The organism is Mesorhizobium sp. M0898 (genome assembly GCF_040319695.1).
In the GTDB taxonomy this organism is placed as follows: domain Bacteria; phylum Pseudomonadota; class Alphaproteobacteria; order Rhizobiales; family Rhizobiaceae; genus Mesorhizobium.
On sequence record NZ_JAMYOE010000011.1, the window covers coordinates 1 to 18,424 of the forward strand.

Sequence of the window (18,424 nt, forward strand, 5' to 3'; positions counted from 1 at the left end):
GCATCCCGAACCTCCCGGCGCAAAGCGCGCCAAACTGTTCGCGATGTCCTCGCACACCTGTTCGCGATGTCTCCGGTCCAAACACACCCTTGAGGGGGAGATGTCCGGCAGGACAGAGGGGGGTGCTGTCCCGCCGACCTCAAGGTTTTTGGATGGCGGCGTCCCGCTATCGCTTCACGCGAACGGCACGGCCGTCGTGCCCTTGGGCAGTTTCGCCTCGTCGTCGGGCTCGACATGGATGATGACCCGCACGGAAGGGATTTCGGCCTGCAGCGCGTCTTCGATGCGGTCGCAGATGACGTGGCTGGCGCCGACAGACATGTCGGCGTCGACGACCAGGTGGAACTCGATGAAGGTGGCGCGGCCGGCGATGCGCGTCTTCAGGTCGTGGACCTCGAGCGCGCCCTTGCAATTGGCCGAGATGATGTCGCGTATGCGGATATGTTCCTGGGTGTCGACGGCGCGGTCCATCAGCCCGTTCATCGACGAGCCGATGACGTGCCAGCCCTGCCACAGGATGTTCAGCGCCACGATCACGGCAAGAGCCGGATCGAGAACCTGCCAGCCGGTCAGCACGGCGCCGACCAGGCCGATGAACACACCGACCGAGGTCGCCACGTCGGTCATGATGTGCCTGCCGTCGGCAACGAGAGCCGGCGATTTTTCGCTTCGGCCGGTGCGGATCAGCGTCAAGGCCCAGACAGCGTTGATGACCGTTGCGACGCCATTGACGGCAAGGCCGGTCCATGGCTGTTCCAGCAGGGCGGGATGCTGCCAGGACCACCAGACCTCATTGAGGATCAGCAAGGCGGCAAGCACGATCAGCACGCCTTCGAGGACGGCCGAGAAATACTCGGCCTTGTGGTGGCCGAACGGATGGTCCTGGTCGGCTGGCTTGTAGCTGACCTGGATCGCCCAATAGGCGGCGGCAGAGGCAATGACGTTGACGATCGATTCCAGCGCGTCCGAATAAAGCGCGACCGAACCGGTGACGTACCAGGCCACCAGCTTCAGGCCGAGCACGACGCAGGCGACGACGATCGACCAGAAGGCGAGGCTGGCGACCTTCTGCCTGGCGGCGGCTTTGATTTCCGCCGCGGTCACTGGGGAAAAGATCCCAACACTGAGCCCTCGAATTAAGCGGCCTTTTCCTTGGCCTTGCGCGGCAAGTGCGCGACGATGTTCTCGATGATGCGCATGCCGGCATTGTGGCCGAGCGTCATGATCGACTCCGGGTGGAACTGCACTGCGGCAATCGGCTCCTTGCGGTGCTCGAAGGCCATGATGATGCCGTCCTCGGTCTCGGCGGTGACGACAAAACCATCGGGCAGCCGCACCGGATCTGCAAAGATCGAATGATAGCGGCCGACCGTCACCTCCTTGGGCAGGCCGGAGAAGATGATGCCCGGCTTCGACACGCGGATGCGCGACGGCTTGCCATGCATCGGGATGTGCAGTTGGCGCAGCTCGCCGCCATAGGCCTCGGCCAGCGCCTGCAGCCCGAGGCAGACGCCGAAGATCGGCAGGTCGCGCGCACGGGCCCGCTTGATGGTGGCGGCGCAGTCGAAGTCCTTCGGCGTGCCGGGGCCGGGCGAGAGCACGACCAGGTTTGGCTTCAGCCGGTCGAAGATCTCGTCCGGCACTGGTGTGCGCACCGTCGAGACATTGGCGCCGGTCTGGCGGAAATAGTTGGCGAGCGTATGGACGAAACTGTCCTCGTGGTCGACCAGCAGGATGTTGACGCCGTCGCCGACACGCGCGGTGCTGCGTTCGGTGCTGGCGGCATTGCCTGATTTGGCGTCGCGGATGGCGGAGAGCATGGCGGATGCCTTCAGTTCGGTTTCGGCTTCTTCTTCCTCGGGAATGCTGTCGAAGAGCAGCGTGGCGCCGGCGCGCACCTCGGCGATGCCGTCCTTGATGCGAATGGTGCGAAGCGTCAGGCCGGTGTTCATGTCACCGTTGAAATTGACCATGCCGATCGCCCCGCCATACCAGGCGCGCGGGCTCTTCTCGTTCTGCTCGATGAAGCGCATGGCCCATAATTTCGGCGCGCCGGTGACGGTGACCGCCCAGGCATGCGACAGAAAGGCGTCGAAGGCGTCCATGCCTTCGCGCAGCCGCCCCTCGATGTGGTCGACGGTGTGGATCAGGCGGGAGTACATTTCGATCTGGCGGCGGCCGATGACGCGCACCGAGCCCGGCTCACAGACCCTCGACTTGTCGTTGCGGTCGACGTCCGAGCACATGGTGAGTTCGGATTCGTCCTTCTTCGAATTGAGCAGCTTCAGGATCTGCTCGCTGTCGGAGATGGCGTCGTCACCGCGCTTGATGGTACCGGAGATCGGGCAGGTCTCGACGCGGCGGCCGTTGACGCGCACGAACATTTCCGGCGAGGCGCCGATCAGATATTCGCCCTCGCCGAGATTGATGAAGAAGGAATAGGGCGAAGGGTTGATGCTCTTCAGCTTGCGGGAAATCTCGGAGGGCTGGGTTTCGCAGCGTTCGTAGAACATCTGCCCCGGCACCACTTCGAACAGGTCGCCGCGCTCGAAGCTCTTCATCGCCTTGCGCACCAGCTTGGCATATTCGCCGGGCTCGTGGTCGCCGCGCGGCGGGATGCGGTCGGCGGTCCTGAACGGCTCGACGATTTCGTCGCGCGGCAGGCCTTCGGTCGAGAAGCCATCGCCGGAATAGTCGTAGCGGTCGGTCCAGGCCTTGGTCGAATAGTGGTCGACGACGAGGATCTCGTCGGGCAGGAACAGCACGAGATCGCGCTGGCTTGGCTTGCGCTCGAGCTTGTAGTCGACCGGATCGAACTGGAAGGCGAGGTCGTAGCCGAAGGCGCCATAGAGGCCGAGATTGGCGTCTTCCTCGGTCTTGAACAAAGCCGTGATGGCGCGCAGCACGGTGAAGACGGAGGGTACGCGGCTGCGTTCCTCCTCGGTGAAGACACGGCCGGGCTTGGCGACCTCGAGGCGGATGAGTTTCTGCGTTGTCTCCGCGATCGTTACGTCGTCAAGACCGGCAAGCGCCTTGCCGATCACCGGCAAAAGCACCTGGCCACGGCTGTTCAAGGCCTCGATGCGCATGGCGCGGCCGTGTGCCGAGATCACCAGCGGCGGATCGATGATGGCGGTGTCCCAGCGCGTATAGCGGCCGGGATATTCGTAATTCGAGGAAAACACGGCGCCGCGGCGCGAATTCAGGCCATCGACATAGCCGTCGATCGCCCCCTCGTAAGGCCGGTCATGGCGCTGGCGGGTAATCGCCACGCCACCCGCCGTGACGAAGCGCTCGGCGCCATTCTCCAGAAGTTTCGTCGTCATTGCCGTCTCCATCAGCGTCTTTGGGCAACGGACCCGGGAATGGCTTGAAAAAACAAATGGCCGCCCGGACATTCCGCTGCGGCCACCCTCTATTGTCACGCGAACGCGTTCGAACAGGCCGCTGTCAGCGAGCCCACCACCAAATGGTCTTGATCGAGCGCATGTTCATGGCGAAATCCATAGCCGCGAAAAGCGGTATGCGCAACAGGTTTGAAAGTCTGTGGGGTGGCTGCCGCTTTCGCAACCCAGCACATGGCCAAGACCGGCAGTCCTGCCTAGACTCTGCGTTGCCCTGGCGCATGTGCCGCCGCGCCAGAGGCTTGCCGAACTCGGCGTCGCTCGCGTGAGCCATGGTCCGGTGCCGTACCGGCAGATGGCCGAATGGCTGGAGGCCAAGGCGCGACAGGCGATTTCGGGGTAGCCTGGCGGGGTGCGTCAGTCCTCCAGCGTTCCCGACCTTGCATCGGCGCTCGTCCCGTCGCCGACCAGCTTCAAGAGGTCTTCGCCGGCACGGATGATGCGGCGGGAACGCCGCGTCAGGATGAGGCCCGCCTGCGGCGCCAACACTTCCGTGCGGCCGTCGGGCTCGCCGGGCGCGTGGACGATGGTGGCAAGGCGCGCACCCTTGGTGACGCGGTCGCCCGGCTTCACGTCGTAGAGGATCGCGCCCGAGCGGGGCGCCGGCATCATCTCGATGTTTTCGAGCGGCGCGACGAGCCCAACGAAGCTGCCAGGCGCGGGCAGCGCCTGGTCCTGGATTACGCCGCGCGCCACCAGCAGCCGGTAGAGCCCTTCGGCATCGGCGCCGGCGAGGGCGCCGTCGACATCGAGTATGCCGCGATATTCGACGGTGGCGGCGACGCGCCGGTCGAGGCGCGCCACGTCGGCCGGGACGTTCTGATACGGCATGATCGAAGCGCCTTCGAAGGTGCCGTCGGGATCTTCGTCCCACAGCATCACCGCATCGACGCCCATGGCCGCTGCACAATCCGCCATGGCCGGCCACAGGCTGGTGTGGACGTAGAGATAGGCGAGGCCTTCATCGTCGCAATGCAGGTCGAGCACGATGTCGTGGCCAATGGAGAGCTGCAGCAGCCGCGTCTTCAGCCGCTGGTCGACCGTGCCGTGCGCCGGCAGCAGCGTGAGGTCGGGCGCGGCGAGCCGCGGAAAGCCACGGTTGAAATTGGTGCGCGTGCCCAGATGGAAGCGGCCCTGATGGTCGCCGTAGAGATATTGCGCGCGGCCGATCGGATTGGCCCAGGGCACGATGGTCATGTTGCCGGTGATGCGGCCTTCGGCTTCCGCCTTGCTGAGCATCGGCATCAGCGTGTCGATGGCGACGACACCCGGCAATTCGCCGGCATGAAGTGCGGCCTGCAGATAGGCGGAAGGCGCCGTCTTGTCCGTTCCGGCGAAGCGGAAGACGGGGAATTCGTAGGAAACGCCTTCGCTGTCGCCGGCGACGCGTTCGATGGACTTCTGCATGGGATGCCTCCGGGAGAAGAGGCGGAACACATGCCCTTTTGCCGCTGGGCTGTCGATTGGTCCAGCCAGCGGCGCTATGGCGCAATGAGCCTCCTCCACGGCGCAACTCCGGATGGCAACTCCCCTTTGCAATGAACTGCCTGAGTTAGATTATTCTTGACAGTTGTAGGAGGAATGATCTTGCAAGCCGTTGGGCAGAGGGATGTTGGGTGAGAAACTTTGCAGCGTAAGGGCTAAGAAAATAATAGGTCCGGATCGTGAGCCTGCCAAACGCGTGCGGCGCGACGTGGCTGTCTCTAAACTGCAGGTACTTCTGTAACGGTTCCTCTCTGTATTTTCCGTCCAAAGCAGTTGCAACAAAGCAAAAACTGGCTGAAACTTGGCTCATCTATTCCTCGCGCCGATGGTTTTACATGATAGCATATTCAATCAAGCTGGGCGCATACGCAATAGTTTTGCTGTTCTCCTTCCACTTGCATCCTTCGCGATCTGAGGCTGTGACCAATCAATGGCCGAGTCAATCGGAGCAGCATCAAGTTCCGGTACAAACACCATCACAGTACCGCGATACTCCTTTGCTTGGGAGAAACGATAGTACAGCCTCCAAAACCTATCAGAACAAATCAAAGACAAACGATTCAACTGTTTTGATCGACGAGCCAATAGCTAGTCAGGTTGAAATTGCGCCGAATCCAGTTGACCAAGCAAAAGAGCTGCAGCGCGACCGCGAAGAACGTGACCTTATTGCTCAAGAGGAGATGGCTTTTTGGACAAGATTTTCATTTTGGGTAAGCCTTGGATCTTTTTTTCTGACCGTTCTTGGTGTACGTCAGTCGAACCATTCAAGCGTCCATCCGTGCCGAGCGCCCGCATGTTAGACTCTTCACTACCATCAAGCGTAAAGACAAGAATGGACGTATTCTTGAAACTCATGGAGTAACGTTCAGAAACTATGGTCGAACGCCGGCGCTCATTCGGCGACTGAGTATCTCGTATGTTTTCGCGGATGTCCCGCCCGACCCAAAGAAATGCACTTTCGAGAGAACCTATCCTGACGATTCTGTCATGCCCCAAGACGAACCATGGCCTTATAAGGGGTTCATCCCCCAGTTCGAGGGAATGCCAGTCAACGAGCTTGTGAAAGAGCACAAGCGAACCGGGAAGCGCCTCTTTGTGTACGGGAATATCGTGTACGCCGATGCGTTTGGGAAGGAGCGCTATACCCGTTTCTGCCGCGAGTTTACCGGCCGCAACTTTACCTACAATCGTTTGGACATAAACGAGAACAAACGCTTTAACTTCGCCACGTAACATTGCATGCGCTCACAGGCGCCCTCTTTCGCCTACGACCGGGTCATCGCAGCACCTTCAGCGCAGCCCTTACTCGGCGGGATTCGGTAGCGCGGCATGTTTGACCTGGATCACTAGGATTCCATTGAACAGATGCGGCGTAGCCATGCGACACAGTCGTATTACACCAGCGGCTTGAGTTCCTGGGCGATGGTCGGCAGAAGCTCCGAGACGTTCGGGTGGATGTGCACGGCGCGCGCCAGCGTGCTGACCGGCGCCTTGGCATACATCAGGTCGAGCACGCAGTGCACCGCCTCGTCGCCGCCCGGGCCGAGCACCGAACAACCGAGGATCTCCCTGGTGTCGGCATCGACCAGGATCTTCATGAAGCCTTGCGTCTCACCTTTTTCGACTGCACGGCTGACGCGGGTCATTGGCCGCTGGCCGACCAGGGCGCGGCGGCCGGATTTCCTTACCGCGGCTTCGGTCATGCCGCAGCGGCCGAGTGGTGGGTCGATATAGAGCGCATAGGCCTCGATGCGGTCGCTGACCTTGCGCGGATCGTTGTCGAGCAGGTTGGCGGCGACGATCTCGTAATCGTTGTACGAGGTGTGGGTGAAGGCGCCCTTGCCGTTGCAGTCGCCCATCGCCCAGATGCCGGGCACGCTGGTGCGCAACTGGTCGTCGACGACGATGAAGCCGCGTTTGTCGACCTCGACGCCGGCTTTGTCGAGGCCGAGATCGTCGGTATTTGGCGTGCGGCCGAGCGCCAGCAGCACATGCGAGCCGACCGCAGCTGCCTTGCCTGGCGAGAAGGTCACGGCGATTTCGTTGCCTCGCCTGGCGAAGCGGATGTCGTCGGCGCCGAGATGGACGGCAATGGCTTCGTTTTCGAGGATCGACAAAATGGCGTCCGAGACATCCTCGTCCTCGCTACCGATCAGACGCGGGCTTTTTTCGATGACCGTGACTTCGGAACCGAAGCGGCGGAACATCTGCGCGAATTCGAGCGAGACATAGCTGCCGCCGACAACGATGAGATGGCGCGGCAGCACGTCGAGATCCATCATCGACGAATTGGTCAAATACGAAATATCGTGGACGCCGGGCAGGTCGGGCACCGAGGCGCGCCCGCCGGTGTTGAGGAATATCTTTTCGGCGCTCAGCAGATCGTCGCCGACGCGCACCGTGTTGGCGCTTGCGAAGCGCGCATGGCCGCGATAGAGCGTGCATTTGTCCATGCCGGCAATCCAGTCTTCGAGATTGCCGCGGGCGTCGTTGGAGACCTTGTCCTTGCGCGCCTTGATCGCCTTGTAGTTTACGCCGACGGGACCGGACAGCGTCACCCCGTAATCCGCGGCGGAGCGGGCGAGATGCGCGGCATAGGCGCTTGCCACCATCGTTTTGGTCGGCGTGCAGCCGGTGTTGACGCAAGTGCCGCCGACCAGCTTTCGCTCGATCAGCGCCACGCTCATGCCGGCCGCATTCAGCCGGCCGGCGAGCGGTGGGCCGGCCTGCCCGGCACCGACGATAATGGCGTCGAATGTCTTTGCCGTCATGCCACCGCCGCCACGATCAGAAGCCCGCCGACGATCGCCACCGCGTCCTCGATGAAGGCGGCGGGCGGGTCCTTGCCGAAGGCGGCGGCCAGGCGCTTGCGCGCCTCGGCACCGCCCAGCGTGCCGATCACCGCGCCGATGGCGCCGGCGATCAGGCCGCCGATGATGGCGCCGCCGGTGGCGCCGATCAGCGCGCCGGTGAAAGCGCCCAAGACGATGCGCGTGCCGAATTGCTGCGGCACCTTGCGGCTCGGCGCCGAGGGCAGCTGGTCAGTGACCAGTTCGGCGATGGCCAGGATGGTGAAGATGCCGACGGCGATCCAGTGGGCCATGAAGCTCGCCCAGGTGCCGGCGACCGGCAACCAGCCAAGCCAGGCGCCCCAGGCGACCGCGGCGGGCGCGGTCATGGCGCGAAGCCCGGCAACGATGCCAATCAGGAGGGCAAGAATGTACAGCATGATTGATCCCTCGATGGCCGGCTTGGGACATATCCGAGAGGGCAGGCTACCATAGGTCCGGTATTTGACCAGAGGTGGTGTCGCCGCCGGCGCTTCCGTATTTTCACCACTTGTGCTTTGGCAAAGTTGAAACTGGAGTTGCAGCCTTGGCCGGAAGCGAACGCATGAAAATGGCGGCGGGCGAGTGGTATTGCTGCCTTGATCCGGAACTGGAGGCGTTGCGCATCACGGCGCGGGACGCGGTGTTTGAGCACAACAGCCTGCCGCCCCGGCAGCGTCGCGACATCGGGCCTGGATTGCGGACGCTGCTCGGCGCTGCGGGCGAGGGCGCCCGGATCGAGGCGCAGTTCCACTGCGCTTATGGCTTCAACATCTTTCTCGGCGACCGCGTTTTTCTCAATGCCGGCTGCATCATTCTCGATACGGCGCCAGTGCACATCGGCAAGGGAACGCTGCTCGGCCCCAATGTGCAGATCTATTGCGCCGAGCACCACAAGGAGGCTGCCGGGCGACGGGCAGGGCTGGAGATCGCCAAGCCGGTCGAGATCGGCGACAATGCCTGGATCGGCGGCAGTGCCATCATCCTCGGCGGGGTCAGGATCGGCGATGGCGCTATCGTCGGCGCCGGTGCTGTGGTGACGCGCGACGTGGCGGCGAACACCACGGTGGTCGGCAATCCGGCACGCGTAGTCAGCAACAGCTGAGCACCGTGCTTCTGTCGCCGGTCACGTCCTCGTTCTGATGGACATAGGCGGCAGTGTCACTTGGCCGGAGGTGGATGCAACCGTGTGTCGAGCGCAAACGCCTCCTGGGTCTTCATGGCGTATGCCCCTCTGGCGAGGCTCGCGTCGAAGATCAGGTTCCAGCTACGCTGCGATACCGCGCTAGGAATCACCACGAACCGGTGCCGTTGCAGAAGATCGTCGCCAAACGCCTGTTGCCCGGAGCTCGGAATGCCCGGGCGCAACCAGTTGGGGTTGGGCACGGCGGCGGGGTCGACGATATGCACATCCGCGACATCGCTGACGATCGCTGCCGTCATGACATGCGCTATCGTGTCGAGCGCCCTGAAGCCCTTATGAACCGCAACCTCGAGGATCGCAGTCGACGGATCGATCGAGCAGTAGACGGCGCGCACGCCCTTGCTGTTCCAGCGTCCGCCCACCCTGTATGCGCCCTCGCCACTATCCCATGTAGATGCAAACGCGACTTGATCGAGGCGCCATCCGATGAGGTCGGAGCCACCAAGCGCCGCCGGCAGCGGCGTCATGCATAAACGCCATATTCAAGCCGTTCCAGGTAGTCTTCTACAAGCTCGATCCCCGCCGGCGTCGCCAGAAGGTCGATTGGACGACGCTGGTCGAGCCCAATCGCCGGCCGCTCCAGCCATTGCTCTGCCTCCGCCTGCGAACCGAACACGTCGGTCGCTTTCGACAGGATCTCCGCGAACTTCCAGGTTCGTCCGCTCTGGTCCTGACTGAGAGGCTTGGACGGAGCATCCTTGCGGCGCTGGTAGGTGCGCAGGCTCATGCCGATGGCCTTCTCCAGCGAATCGGTCTTCTGGATGAAGACGAGTTGCCCGATAAGATGGTCCAGCGCTGAAGCCGGCAGGCCGTGCAGAAGCAACTCGTGGGCATCCAAAGCGCTGCTGAGGCGCCTTGCCAGAATGCGGCTGCCGCCTAGCAATTTCGCCACCTTCTGAAGTTCATTGTTTTTTGCTGTTGGCGCAGCCTTTTCCAATGCCATCGCCACGGCGAGCCTCTTCGCGTCATCTGTCGCTTTAGTATATGACAGATGACGCAGAGCCTTTCAAGCACCACAGGATCGAGAGCAGGGCAATCGCTTCGAGAGAAAAGATAGCCGACTCGGGCCAGGTGGCAGTCCAACGTCGGCCTGAAGCGATTGCCCTGGAATCGAGCGCGAGCCGAATTTCACCTCGGCATGTGCGCCACGCGCTCCTCCTGAGCACTCCTCGAGAATTCGCGCCGGTACTGCGCCGGCGAGGTTCTGAGGCGCGCTGCGAAGTGCTGGCGCAGCGAGGTAGCGCTGCCGAAGCCGGCCTCGAAGGCAACCGTGTCCATCGATTTTTCCGTTGCTTCCAGCAGCCGCTGCGCCAGCTGGACGCGCTGGTCGGTCAGCCAGTCGCCGAAACTGGTGCCGATCGTTTTCTGGAAACGGCGCGTGAACGTCCGGCGGGTGAGGCCGGCGAGACCAGCAACGCTGTCCAGACTGTGCGGATCACCCAGGGTTTTGCGCACCGTTTCGAGAGCCTGGGTGAAGCGGTCCGCATTGCCGGTCCTGGCGATGGGACGTTCGATGAATTGCGCCTGCCCGCCCTGCCTGTGTGGAGAAAGCACAATCTGCCGGGCAAGGCGAAGTGCCGCCTCCGCGCCGTAACGAGCCCGTACGACGTGCAGGCAGCAGTCGAGCCCGGCGGCGACGCCGGCGGATGTCACGACATCGCCATTGTCGATGTAGAGCACTTCCGGTTCGACGAGAATGTCGGGATAGAGTTCCTGCAGCTGATCCGCGTAGGCCCAGTGCGTCGCCGCTCGCCGCCCCGAAAGCAGTCCGGTCGCCGCAACAGCGAACGTTCCCAAGCACAGTCCGACGATCAGCGCGCCGCGCTCGTGCGCGCCAAGCAACGCGTCGATCAATGCGGCTGGAGGCGAGCTCCCGAGATCCTTCCAGCTTGGCACGATGACGATGTCGGCGTCATTGAGCGCGGAAAGCCCGTGCGGGACGCTGATGGTCAGCCCGGCATCGGTGCGGATCGGCCCGTCCTCAATCGCGCAGACCCGGAAGTCGAAGCGCGGCAGGCCGAGCTCCGTGCGATCAGCGCCGAACACGAGACACGGCACGGAGAGATGAAACGGGCTGATGCCATCGAAGGCGATGGCGGCAACGGCAGGATCGGTCATGGGAGCTCCAGCAACGGGTGAGGCCGATTGTCCCAATTCTTTCGAATAATGTCAATCGGGACACTTTTTGCAATCCGGTGCCGAGCTTATCGTCCACCCGTCAATGTCCAACGGGAAAGGAAAACCCCATGTCGCAACCAGCCAAAGGCAAAGCTCCACGCCGCGCCCTCATCGTCATCGATGTTCAAAACGACTATGACGGCGGCAACCTCGCCATCCAGCATCCGCCCTTCCGCGACAGCGTCGTCAATGTGGCGCGAGCGATGGATGCGGCCACCGAGGCAGGCGTCAAGGTTGTGGTCATCAAACAGTTGGCGCCGGAAACCTCACCAGTCTTCGCCAAGGGCAGCCATGGCGCCGAGTTGCACCCGGAAATCGCCAGGCGAGACCGCGACCACTACATCGAAAAGAACTTGCCCAGCGCCTTCACCGGCACGGACCTCGAGGAGTGGCTACGCGCCAACTCTATCGATACGATCACGGTCATCGGCTACATGACGCACAATTGCGATCTGTCGACGGTCATCCACGCCGTGCATATGGGCTTCGAGGTGGAGTTCCTGTCGGACGCAACGGGGTCGTTGCCGTACGCCAACAGCGCCGGCTACGCTTCGGGGGAGGAAATCCATCGCGTCGTGACGATCGTATTGCAGTCGCGCTTCGCGGCCGTTCTCAAAACCGCCGAGTGGATCGATTGTCTGAAGACCGGCGTGGTACCCCAGCACGACACACCCTATGCCTCCAACCAGCGCGCGCTGGCGCGAAGCGCGGCTTAGGGACGAGCTCGTCGCGAAGTCGCCAAAAGGGCGCCGCAGCGTTGCGGCGCCCTTTGCCGTTCAAGCGTTGATTATCCCTAAAACAGGCCTTCGATCTGGCCCATTTCGTTCAGGAAGATCTTTTCCGAGGATGGCGCTTTGGGCAGGCCGGGCATGGTCATCACCTCGCCGCAGATGATGACGACGAAGCCGGCGCCGGCAGACAGTCTGACCTCGCGCACCGGTACGGTGTGGCCGGTCGGCGCGCCGCGCAGATTCGGATCGGTGGAGAAGGAATATTGCGTCTTGGCCATGCAGACCGGCAAATGACCATAGCCGGCGTGCTCCCAGGCGTGGAGCTGGTCGCGCACCGATTTGTCGGCGATCGCTTCGGAACCGCGATAGATGCGCTGGACGATGGTGTTGATCTTCTCGAACAGCGGCATGGCGTCGGGATAGAGCGGGGCGAATTGCGACGCGCCGGATTCGGCCAACGCCACGACTCTTTTGGCCAGTTCCTCGATGCCGGCCGATCCCTGAGCCCAGTGCTTGCACAGGATCGCCTCTTCGCCCATCGAGGCGACGTAGTCCTTCATCGCCTGGACCTCGGCCTCGGTATCGGAGTAGAAATGGTTGATGGCGACCACTGCCGGCACACCGAACTGGCGGATGTTCTCGATGTGGCGGCCGAGATTCGCACATCCCTTCTTGACCGCCTCGACGTTCTCCTTGCCGAGGTCCTCCTTCTTGACGCCGCCATTCATCTTCATGGCGCGAACCGTGGCGACGATGACCGCCGCGGCGGGCCTCAGGCCGGCCTTGCGGCATTTGATGTCGAAGAACTTTTCGGCACCGAGATCGGCGCCGAAACCGGCTTCGGTGACGACGTAGTCGGCAAGCTTCAGCGCCGTCGTCGTGGCAACGACGGAGTTGCAGCCATGCGCGATGTTGGCGAAGGGGCCGCCATGCACGAAGGCCGGGTTGTTCTCCAACGTCTGCACGAGATTGGGCTGCATGGCATCCTTCAAGAGTACGGCCATGGCGCCGTCGGCCTTGAGGTCGCGCGCATAGACGGCCGACTTGTCGCGGCGATAGGCGACGATGATGTCGCCGAGGCGCCTTTCCAGGTCCTTCAGGTCGGTCGACAGGCACAGGATGGCCATGACTTCCGAGGCGACTGTGATGTCGAAACCGGCCTCGCGCGGGAAACCGTTGGCGACGCCGCCGAGCGAACAGATGATCTCGCGCAGCGACCGGTCGTTCATGTCCATGACGCGGCGCCAGACGACGCGGCGGGTATCGATGCCGAGCTCGTTGCCCCAGTAGATGTGGTTGTCGATCAGCGCCGACAGCAGATTATGGGCGGTGGTGATGGCGTGGAAATCGCCGGTGAAGTGGAGGTTCATGTCCTCCATCGGCACAACCTGCGCGTAGCCACCGCCGGCGGCACCGCCCTTGACGCCGAAATTCGGTCCGAGTGAAGCCTCACGGATGCAGACGATGGCCTTCTTGCCGATGCGGTTGAGGCCATCGCCCAAGCCCACCGTCGTCGTCGTCTTGCCTTCGCCGGCCGGTGTCGGGTTGATGGCGGTGACGAGGATCAGCTTGCCATCCTTGTTGCCCTTCACCGACTTGATGAACTCGGCCGAGATCTTCGCCTTGTCGTGGCCGTAGGGCAGAAGATGTTCGCTCGGAATGCCGATCTTCTGGCCGATCTCCTGGATCTGCTTCTTCCTGGCGCCGCGCGCGATCTCGATGTCGGACTTCACTTCGGCCATGGACGACTTCCCTCTGAATTGGACGGATTTGACTAGTGTGGTCGCAAGAATAGCCCGGCATTGCAGGCGCGGGCATGTTCTACCCCTGTCGCTGCCGCGGCGTCAACTTTCATGCAACTATGTTTCCTACGAAGAAAATGCCTCTGCGGCCGGCTGCCCTGCTACAGGTTCTTTTCGCGCCGGTTGCCGCGCCGTATAGAAGCCAGAGCAGGCGCGGTTCCGCCGTCTCAAAACAGCCGCGTAATACGCGAAAAGCGACAGAAGCAATGGCGCAAATTCACCAGCGCCGGCGGTGCGGGACGATCCGCTACTGCGTCAGCACGTTGCTGATCTCGACCATGTTCGAGCGCACCCTGAGTATGTAAAAACCCATCGTCGTCAGATGTGTCGGCAACAGCCAGCCGTCCTCGCGGCCATTGGCGATGATGAAGGGCTGGATGCGCAGTGCCGAGACGAACTGCGCGTCCATCGTATCCCACAGGTTCTGCAGGTGCTTTTCCTTGATGACGTCCTCGAAGTCGGCCTGTGCGCCCTTCATCAGCCCGTAATAGGCATAGAGCTGGCCATAGGCGAACCAGAAGCGGTCGTCGGCGCGAGTGTCGAACCAGCCATTATTGTGGTTTTCGGCACGCTCCTTGAGGATCGCCGAGGTCGAACCGATGTCGGACGAGATGCGGTCGATATACTGCTTGAGATTGTCAGCGCGGGCATCGAACGTCGCCTGGCAGGCTGCGAGGCGGGCGTTGAAGGAACGCAGCTTGCGCACCGCGTCACGATAGTAGCTCGGCGTCGGCGTCTTGGGGCCGAACGGGTTCAAGCCGAAATACCAGGTTTCCTCGTCGAACTGCAGATTGCCGCGGGCATCCTGCAGGTCGGCGTCGATCTGCGAGGTGGTGCGGACGCGGCCGAGATTATCGGCAAGCTCGGTCGCCGTGCGCCGCACCGCCTGGTTGATGCCGCGCTGGAACGAAGCCTTGTTGTCCATGAACGGCGTGTGATCCCAGTCGATGCCGAACAGGCCGAGCTTGTAAAGAATCATCGACGACACCCAGGCATTCTGGTTGACGTTGAAGTCGGTCAGGTCGGCCGCAACCTGGGCAATGGCTGAATTTCCGCAGGTCTTGGCCGTGTCGGCGCCGGCGGAAACCTGTTCACCGGCGGAGCTGTTGCGTTTTTCGAACGTGTATTTGTCGACGTAATTCGGGTCGAAATTGTTCCACCACTGGGTGGCGTAGAAGAAGTTGACATAGAGACCGATCAGCACGAGCACAGCCAGGCCGAGCACCGCCTTCAGGATCCAGCCGCGTTGCGTGTACCAGCGCCCCGCCCACAGGAACGGCCACAGGATCGCGCCGATGAGCAGGCCGATGCCGCGGCCAATCCACTGGAAAATCCGGGTGAAGAAACTCACGATCGGATCAAGCATGGCGATGTCACCCCTCAGTCAGTCAAGCCGTAGAGGCGTGTGCGAAACGCCACCTTGTCCTTCAGATATGTGGTTTTCAGAACGTCCACAACATGCGATCGCCAGGCGTCGCTGAAGCCCTCATAGTCCCTGTAGAAGCCCGGCTTGTTGAAGACGTAACGCGAAACGAAGTCCTGCGGCACGAAGTCCGAGATCAGCTGGTTGGTCAGCCAGGCGTCGGGATGGTCCGGCTTGGCGCGGATGACCAGGAAGCGCTGCTGCGGGAACACGTCCTCGATCTTGAGATGGCCGAGCTGGGCGATCTCGCGCTTGGCGGCGTTGAGGAAGGGAAAATTGCCGTCCCTGGTGATCAGATCGGTATGGCCGTGGATCCAGGTCTGCAGCCAGACCTTGTCGACGTCGGTCAGATTGCGGTCGGGATCGGCGTCGCGGATCAGCGCGCGCACCACCATTTCGGCGCGATGCTCGAGATAACCGGAGGTTTCGATCCATGAGGCGCGCGGCAGCTCGATGCGGCCGGTCGAGGCGAGGAACTTGAACACCTTGTCGGCATCGTGGATCGAAAGGTAACTCACCTGCCACGGCCGCGAGCGGCGGAAACCGGGCGCTGCCGGGTCGCTGATCACCGTCGTCACGTCGGGATCGACGAACACATAGAGCCCGCCGAAATGGCTGGTCCAATAGGCATTGTGACGGAAGATCACCTGGTCCGGCACCAGCGCATTCTCGCGGATGTCGCCGCAGACCTTCGCCAGCTCGACCATGTGGGCCAGCATGGCGTTGTCGCGCCAGGCATCCGGCTCCTGCTTCAGCCGGTCGACCAGCTTGCCGAGCTCGGCGGCCTTGCCGAGCACATCCTCGGCCGACAGCACCTTGAACTCGACCTGGTTGATCGACAGCAGGTCCTCGATGTCGTCGACCTTGGGGACCGAATCCTCGATCTCGCCGTAGATGACGTCCTTGATCGTCAGCGCATCGATGGCGCGCTGGTTCTTGGACATGAACTCGTACATCAGCAGCGAGGTGTTGGAGAACGCCGTGTGCACCACCGGCAGGTCGATCTGCGACGGCGTCAGGATGATGAAGCGGCGGTTGACCTCGTTCGGATCGAGGTAGCTGTAGTCGCCGCATTCCTCGGCGACCTGCGGCGAGAAGCCAGTGCGGTCGATCTCGAAGCTTCTCAACTTGGTCGGCTTCAAGCCGAACGCGACCATCGCCTTGTTGTAGCGCTGGATCAGGTGCGGCTCGTCGATCGTCAGCAGCCGGCCGTAGATCAGCTCGTTGTCGCGCAACAGATCGGGTTTCTTGGCCATTATTCCTTCTCCGCGTTCACGGGGAGACGGTGCCCGAAGGGCGGATGAGGGGCGCGAACGCTCCTTCTCCCCTTGTGGGAGAAGGTGGCCGAGCGAAGCTCGGTCGGATGAGGGGTGTTCCAGCTTGACGAATACCCCTCATCCGTCGCCTTCGACGCCACCTTCTCCCACAAGGGGAGAAGGTGGCGTCGGCGCATCTCACGCATTCCACAGCCCCTTTTTCTTCAACCCCTCGATCTCGCGGACGGCACGCTCCCGCAGACGGGTGTCGCGGATCATCTTGGTCACCGCCGCATCATCGGACTTGTCGGAATAGCGGAATTCGGAATCCGCATAGCGGTTGATCTCCTGCATGACCATGTCCATCGAGAATGGCCCGCGCAGCTCCTCGATCATCGCTTTCTTGTCGTCGTAACCCTTGTGCATGAAGGCTTCCGGCTTTTCGAACCACTCGTCCGGCAATTCGATGTCCATGGCGCGCATCTTGATGGCATCGGTAACGTTCTTGATGGCGCGGCCGGTAAAGCGCGGCTCGGCATCCTTGATCAAGTGCAGATAGGTGCCGATGTCAGCCATCGTCTTCGGCGCGCCGTTTTCCTTCATGTAGCGCTCATAGACCTTCATCAGCCCGTCTTCCTGCGGCTTTTCATGTTCCTCATAGGCCTCCATCACCGCGCGCTGGATCTCTTGCGCCGCATAGAGCTTGTGGTCGCCGAGCGGGATCTTGTGGTTCTTGCCGGCGAGCAGAACGAAGATGTCGATGTAGTCGTCGCGGCTCTGCGGGCCATCGACCAGCCAGCGCGCGCCGGCGCGCTGGCGTAGCGCGTCGTCGACGTTTTCGGGATAGTTGGAGAACATGCCGAACGAGCAGTTGCCGCGCACCACGGTCGCCGCACCTCCAAAGGCGTCCATCAGGACGCCGGTGATTTCCTGCTGGCCGGCCGAGGCGCGGTCGTCGGACCGGCGTGCCGCCACCTGGTCGATATCGTCGATGGTGCCAAAGCCGATGACGCGCGGGTTCAGCACATTGTTGATGAACTGGCGGCAGTTCTGGCCCGACTTGCCCTGGTAGGAGGAGATCTGGTCGACGCCGAAATTCTCGTAGGCGAAGGGATAGCCGGCGACCTGGCAATAACCATTGAGAAGACCAGCGATCATCTGGATCAAGGTTGTCTTGCCGGTGCCGGGCGCGCCATCGCCGATAAAGGTGAACAGGAAGCCGCCGAGTTCGACGAATGGGTTCAGCTCACGCTCGAAATCGTAGGCCATCAGCATCTTGGCAAGCTTGACCGACTGGTATTTGGCGATGTGGTTGCCGACGACCTCTTCCGGTTTTTTGAAGGTCATCACCAGAGGCTTTGCCCGCTTACCCGGCGCGACGTCGAAGCCGTCAAGGGTAAAATCGTCGACGTCGATGCGGATATGCGCGTTCTCGAACGGACCGATGCCGTCGAAGCGGCCCTTTCGCGCCAACAGCCCGTCGATGGCGACGCGGGCAAAGGCGCGGGCCCGGGTCATCAGGTCGGCATCGTCCTTCGAACCTGCTATCGCCCTGTCGAGCCCGGCCACGATCGACTTCACCGCATCCTGTGGCGTGTCGAACAGAAAGTCCGGCTCGGGCGTGTCGTTCGGCGCCTCGCCGTCGCTGTCGATCAGCTGGAACAAATAGGAGGCAAGGCTGAAGGCGGAGATGTAGGCAGAGGCCGACAGCAGCTTCTTGAAGGTGGCAGCTTCATCGCCTTCGAGCGGCGAGCGGGCGTTTTTCGCCTGCAGACTTTCGAGGTCCGAGCCCTCGGCGAAGACATCCGATATGGCCAGCGCTATCGCTGTGCCGCGCCGGGCGCGAAACAACAGCGTGTGCTGCGGGATGGTCAGCAACTGGTCGTCGGAATGGACGGCGGCGACGGTTTTGGAGAGCTCGACCTCGCGCGTGCCGCGCACCGAGCCGACCGAGACGGTAGAGACGAAGCGGCGGTTGGTGCCGGCAAGCGCGGTGCCGGACTCGCGCGATGGGTCCTCCAGCACGACGATGCGAGTGATGAAACTTTGCGCAGTGGCACGGTGCTTTTCAACTGCCGCTTCCGGGATGGTGGTCAGGCCGGTGTCCATGGAG

16 protein-coding genes are annotated in these 18,424 nt (G+C 62.3%); 2 read left to right on the plus strand and 14 right to left on the minus strand.

Going from position 1 to position 18,424, the window contains the following annotated elements; all coding sequences use genetic code 11:
* Positions 1 to 174 precede the first annotated feature (174 nt).
* The 7 genes from NKH90_RS14405 to NKH90_RS14435 all read right to left on the minus strand — a co-directional run bounded on the left by NKH90_RS14405 (position 175) and on the right by NKH90_RS14435 (position 8,118).
* Entirely contained in the window at positions 175 to 1,104 is a 930-nt protein-coding gene (locus tag NKH90_RS14405) for a cation diffusion facilitator family transporter (protein WP_502895031.1), read from the minus strand.
* Between the two features lie 32 nt (positions 1,105 to 1,136).
* Entirely contained in the window at positions 1,137 to 3,326 is a 2,190-nt protein-coding gene (locus NKH90_RS14410; RefSeq protein WP_352819898.1) for an anthranilate synthase, read from the minus strand.
* A 435-nt stretch (positions 3,327 to 3,761) separates the two neighbouring features.
* Positions 3,762 to 4,811, minus strand: coding sequence for a M14 family metallopeptidase (locus NKH90_RS14415; RefSeq protein ID WP_352772516.1), 1,050 nt, complete (start codon positions 4,809 to 4,811; stop codon positions 3,762 to 3,764).
* A 145-nt stretch (positions 4,812 to 4,956) separates the two neighbouring features.
* Positions 4,957 to 5,199 (minus strand): CFI-box-CTERM domain-containing protein, encoded by a 243-nt coding sequence (locus NKH90_RS14420; protein ID WP_352819899.1) that lies wholly within the window; start codon positions 5,197 to 5,199, stop codon positions 4,957 to 4,959.
* 353 nt (positions 5,200 to 5,552) lie between these two features.
* A complete protein-coding gene (locus NKH90_RS14425) occupies positions 5,553 to 6,125 on the minus strand; it encodes a hypothetical protein (protein WP_352819900.1) in 573 nt (190 codons plus the stop codon).
* Positions 6,126 to 6,283: 158 nt separating this feature from the next.
* The gene (locus NKH90_RS14430) at positions 6,284 to 7,660 is read right to left on the minus strand and encodes an FAD-containing oxidoreductase (protein WP_352819901.1); all 1,377 of its coding nucleotides are present in this window, start codon (positions 7,658 to 7,660) and stop codon (positions 6,284 to 6,286) included.
* Complete coding sequence (locus tag NKH90_RS14435; protein WP_352819902.1) at positions 7,657 to 8,118, minus strand: DUF4126 domain-containing protein; 462 nt, start codon at positions 8,116 to 8,118, stop codon at positions 7,657 to 7,659. Before NKH90_RS14435 ends, NKH90_RS14430 begins: the two co-directional genes overlap by 4 nt.
* Before the next feature lie 146 nt (positions 8,119 to 8,264).
* Between NKH90_RS14435 and NKH90_RS14440 the strand changes: the two genes are divergently transcribed.
* Positions 8,265 to 8,822, plus strand: a complete 558-nt coding sequence (locus NKH90_RS14440) for a sugar O-acetyltransferase (RefSeq protein WP_352683893.1) — start codon at positions 8,265 to 8,267, stop codon at positions 8,820 to 8,822.
* A gap of 56 nt (positions 8,823 to 8,878) precedes the next feature.
* Here the strand turns inward: NKH90_RS14440 and NKH90_RS14445 are convergent, their stop codons facing one another.
* The 3 genes from NKH90_RS14445 to NKH90_RS14455 all read right to left on the minus strand — a co-directional run bounded on the left by NKH90_RS14445 (position 8,879) and on the right by NKH90_RS14455 (position 11,039).
* Positions 8,879 to 9,388 carry an RES family NAD+ phosphorylase gene (locus NKH90_RS14445; RefSeq protein ID WP_352819903.1) on the minus strand — a complete coding sequence of 170 codons (510 nt, stop codon included), beginning with the start codon at positions 9,386 to 9,388 and terminating at the stop codon, positions 8,879 to 8,881.
* Complete coding sequence (parS, locus tag NKH90_RS14450; RefSeq protein ID WP_352819962.1) at positions 9,385 to 9,864, minus strand: type II RES/Xre toxin-antitoxin system antitoxin; 480 nt, start codon at positions 9,862 to 9,864, stop codon at positions 9,385 to 9,387. The genes NKH90_RS14445 and parS overlap by 4 nt, the downstream gene beginning before the upstream one ends.
* Before the next feature lie 185 nt (positions 9,865 to 10,049).
* Positions 10,050 to 11,039, minus strand: coding sequence for a helix-turn-helix domain-containing protein (locus NKH90_RS14455; protein ID WP_352815242.1), 990 nt, complete (start codon positions 11,037 to 11,039; stop codon positions 10,050 to 10,052).
* 128 nt (positions 11,040 to 11,167) lie between these two features.
* On the opposite strand from NKH90_RS14455, the gene NKH90_RS14460 reads away from it, so the two are divergent.
* Positions 11,168 to 11,815, plus strand: coding sequence for a cysteine hydrolase family protein (locus NKH90_RS14460; RefSeq protein ID WP_352540986.1), 648 nt, complete (start codon positions 11,168 to 11,170; stop codon positions 11,813 to 11,815).
* Positions 11,816 to 11,892: 77 nt separating this feature from the next.
* Here NKH90_RS14460 and NKH90_RS14465 read toward each other — a convergent pair whose 3' ends face one another.
* The 4 genes from NKH90_RS14465 to NKH90_RS14480 all read right to left on the minus strand — a co-directional run bounded on the left by NKH90_RS14465 (position 11,893) and on the right by NKH90_RS14480 (position 18,420).
* Positions 11,893 to 13,572 carry a formate--tetrahydrofolate ligase gene (locus NKH90_RS14465; protein ID WP_352819904.1) on the minus strand — a complete coding sequence of 560 codons (1,680 nt, stop codon included), beginning with the start codon at positions 13,570 to 13,572 and terminating at the stop codon, positions 11,893 to 11,895.
* 307 nt (positions 13,573 to 13,879) lie between these two features.
* Positions 13,880 to 14,998, minus strand: a complete 1,119-nt coding sequence (locus tag NKH90_RS14470; RefSeq protein WP_352819905.1) for a DUF2333 family protein — start codon at positions 14,996 to 14,998, stop codon at positions 13,880 to 13,882.
* A 14-nt stretch (positions 14,999 to 15,012) separates the two neighbouring features.
* On the minus strand, positions 15,013 to 16,311 hold the full coding sequence (locus NKH90_RS14475) for a DUF6638 family protein (RefSeq protein WP_352450539.1): 1,299 nt from the start codon (positions 16,309 to 16,311) through the stop codon (positions 15,013 to 15,015).
* Between the two features lie 198 nt (positions 16,312 to 16,509).
* Positions 16,510 to 18,420 (minus strand): AAA family ATPase, encoded by a 1,911-nt coding sequence (locus tag NKH90_RS14480; RefSeq protein ID WP_352819906.1) that lies wholly within the window; start codon positions 18,418 to 18,420, stop codon positions 16,510 to 16,512.
* Positions 18,421 to 18,424: the final 4 nt, after the last annotated feature.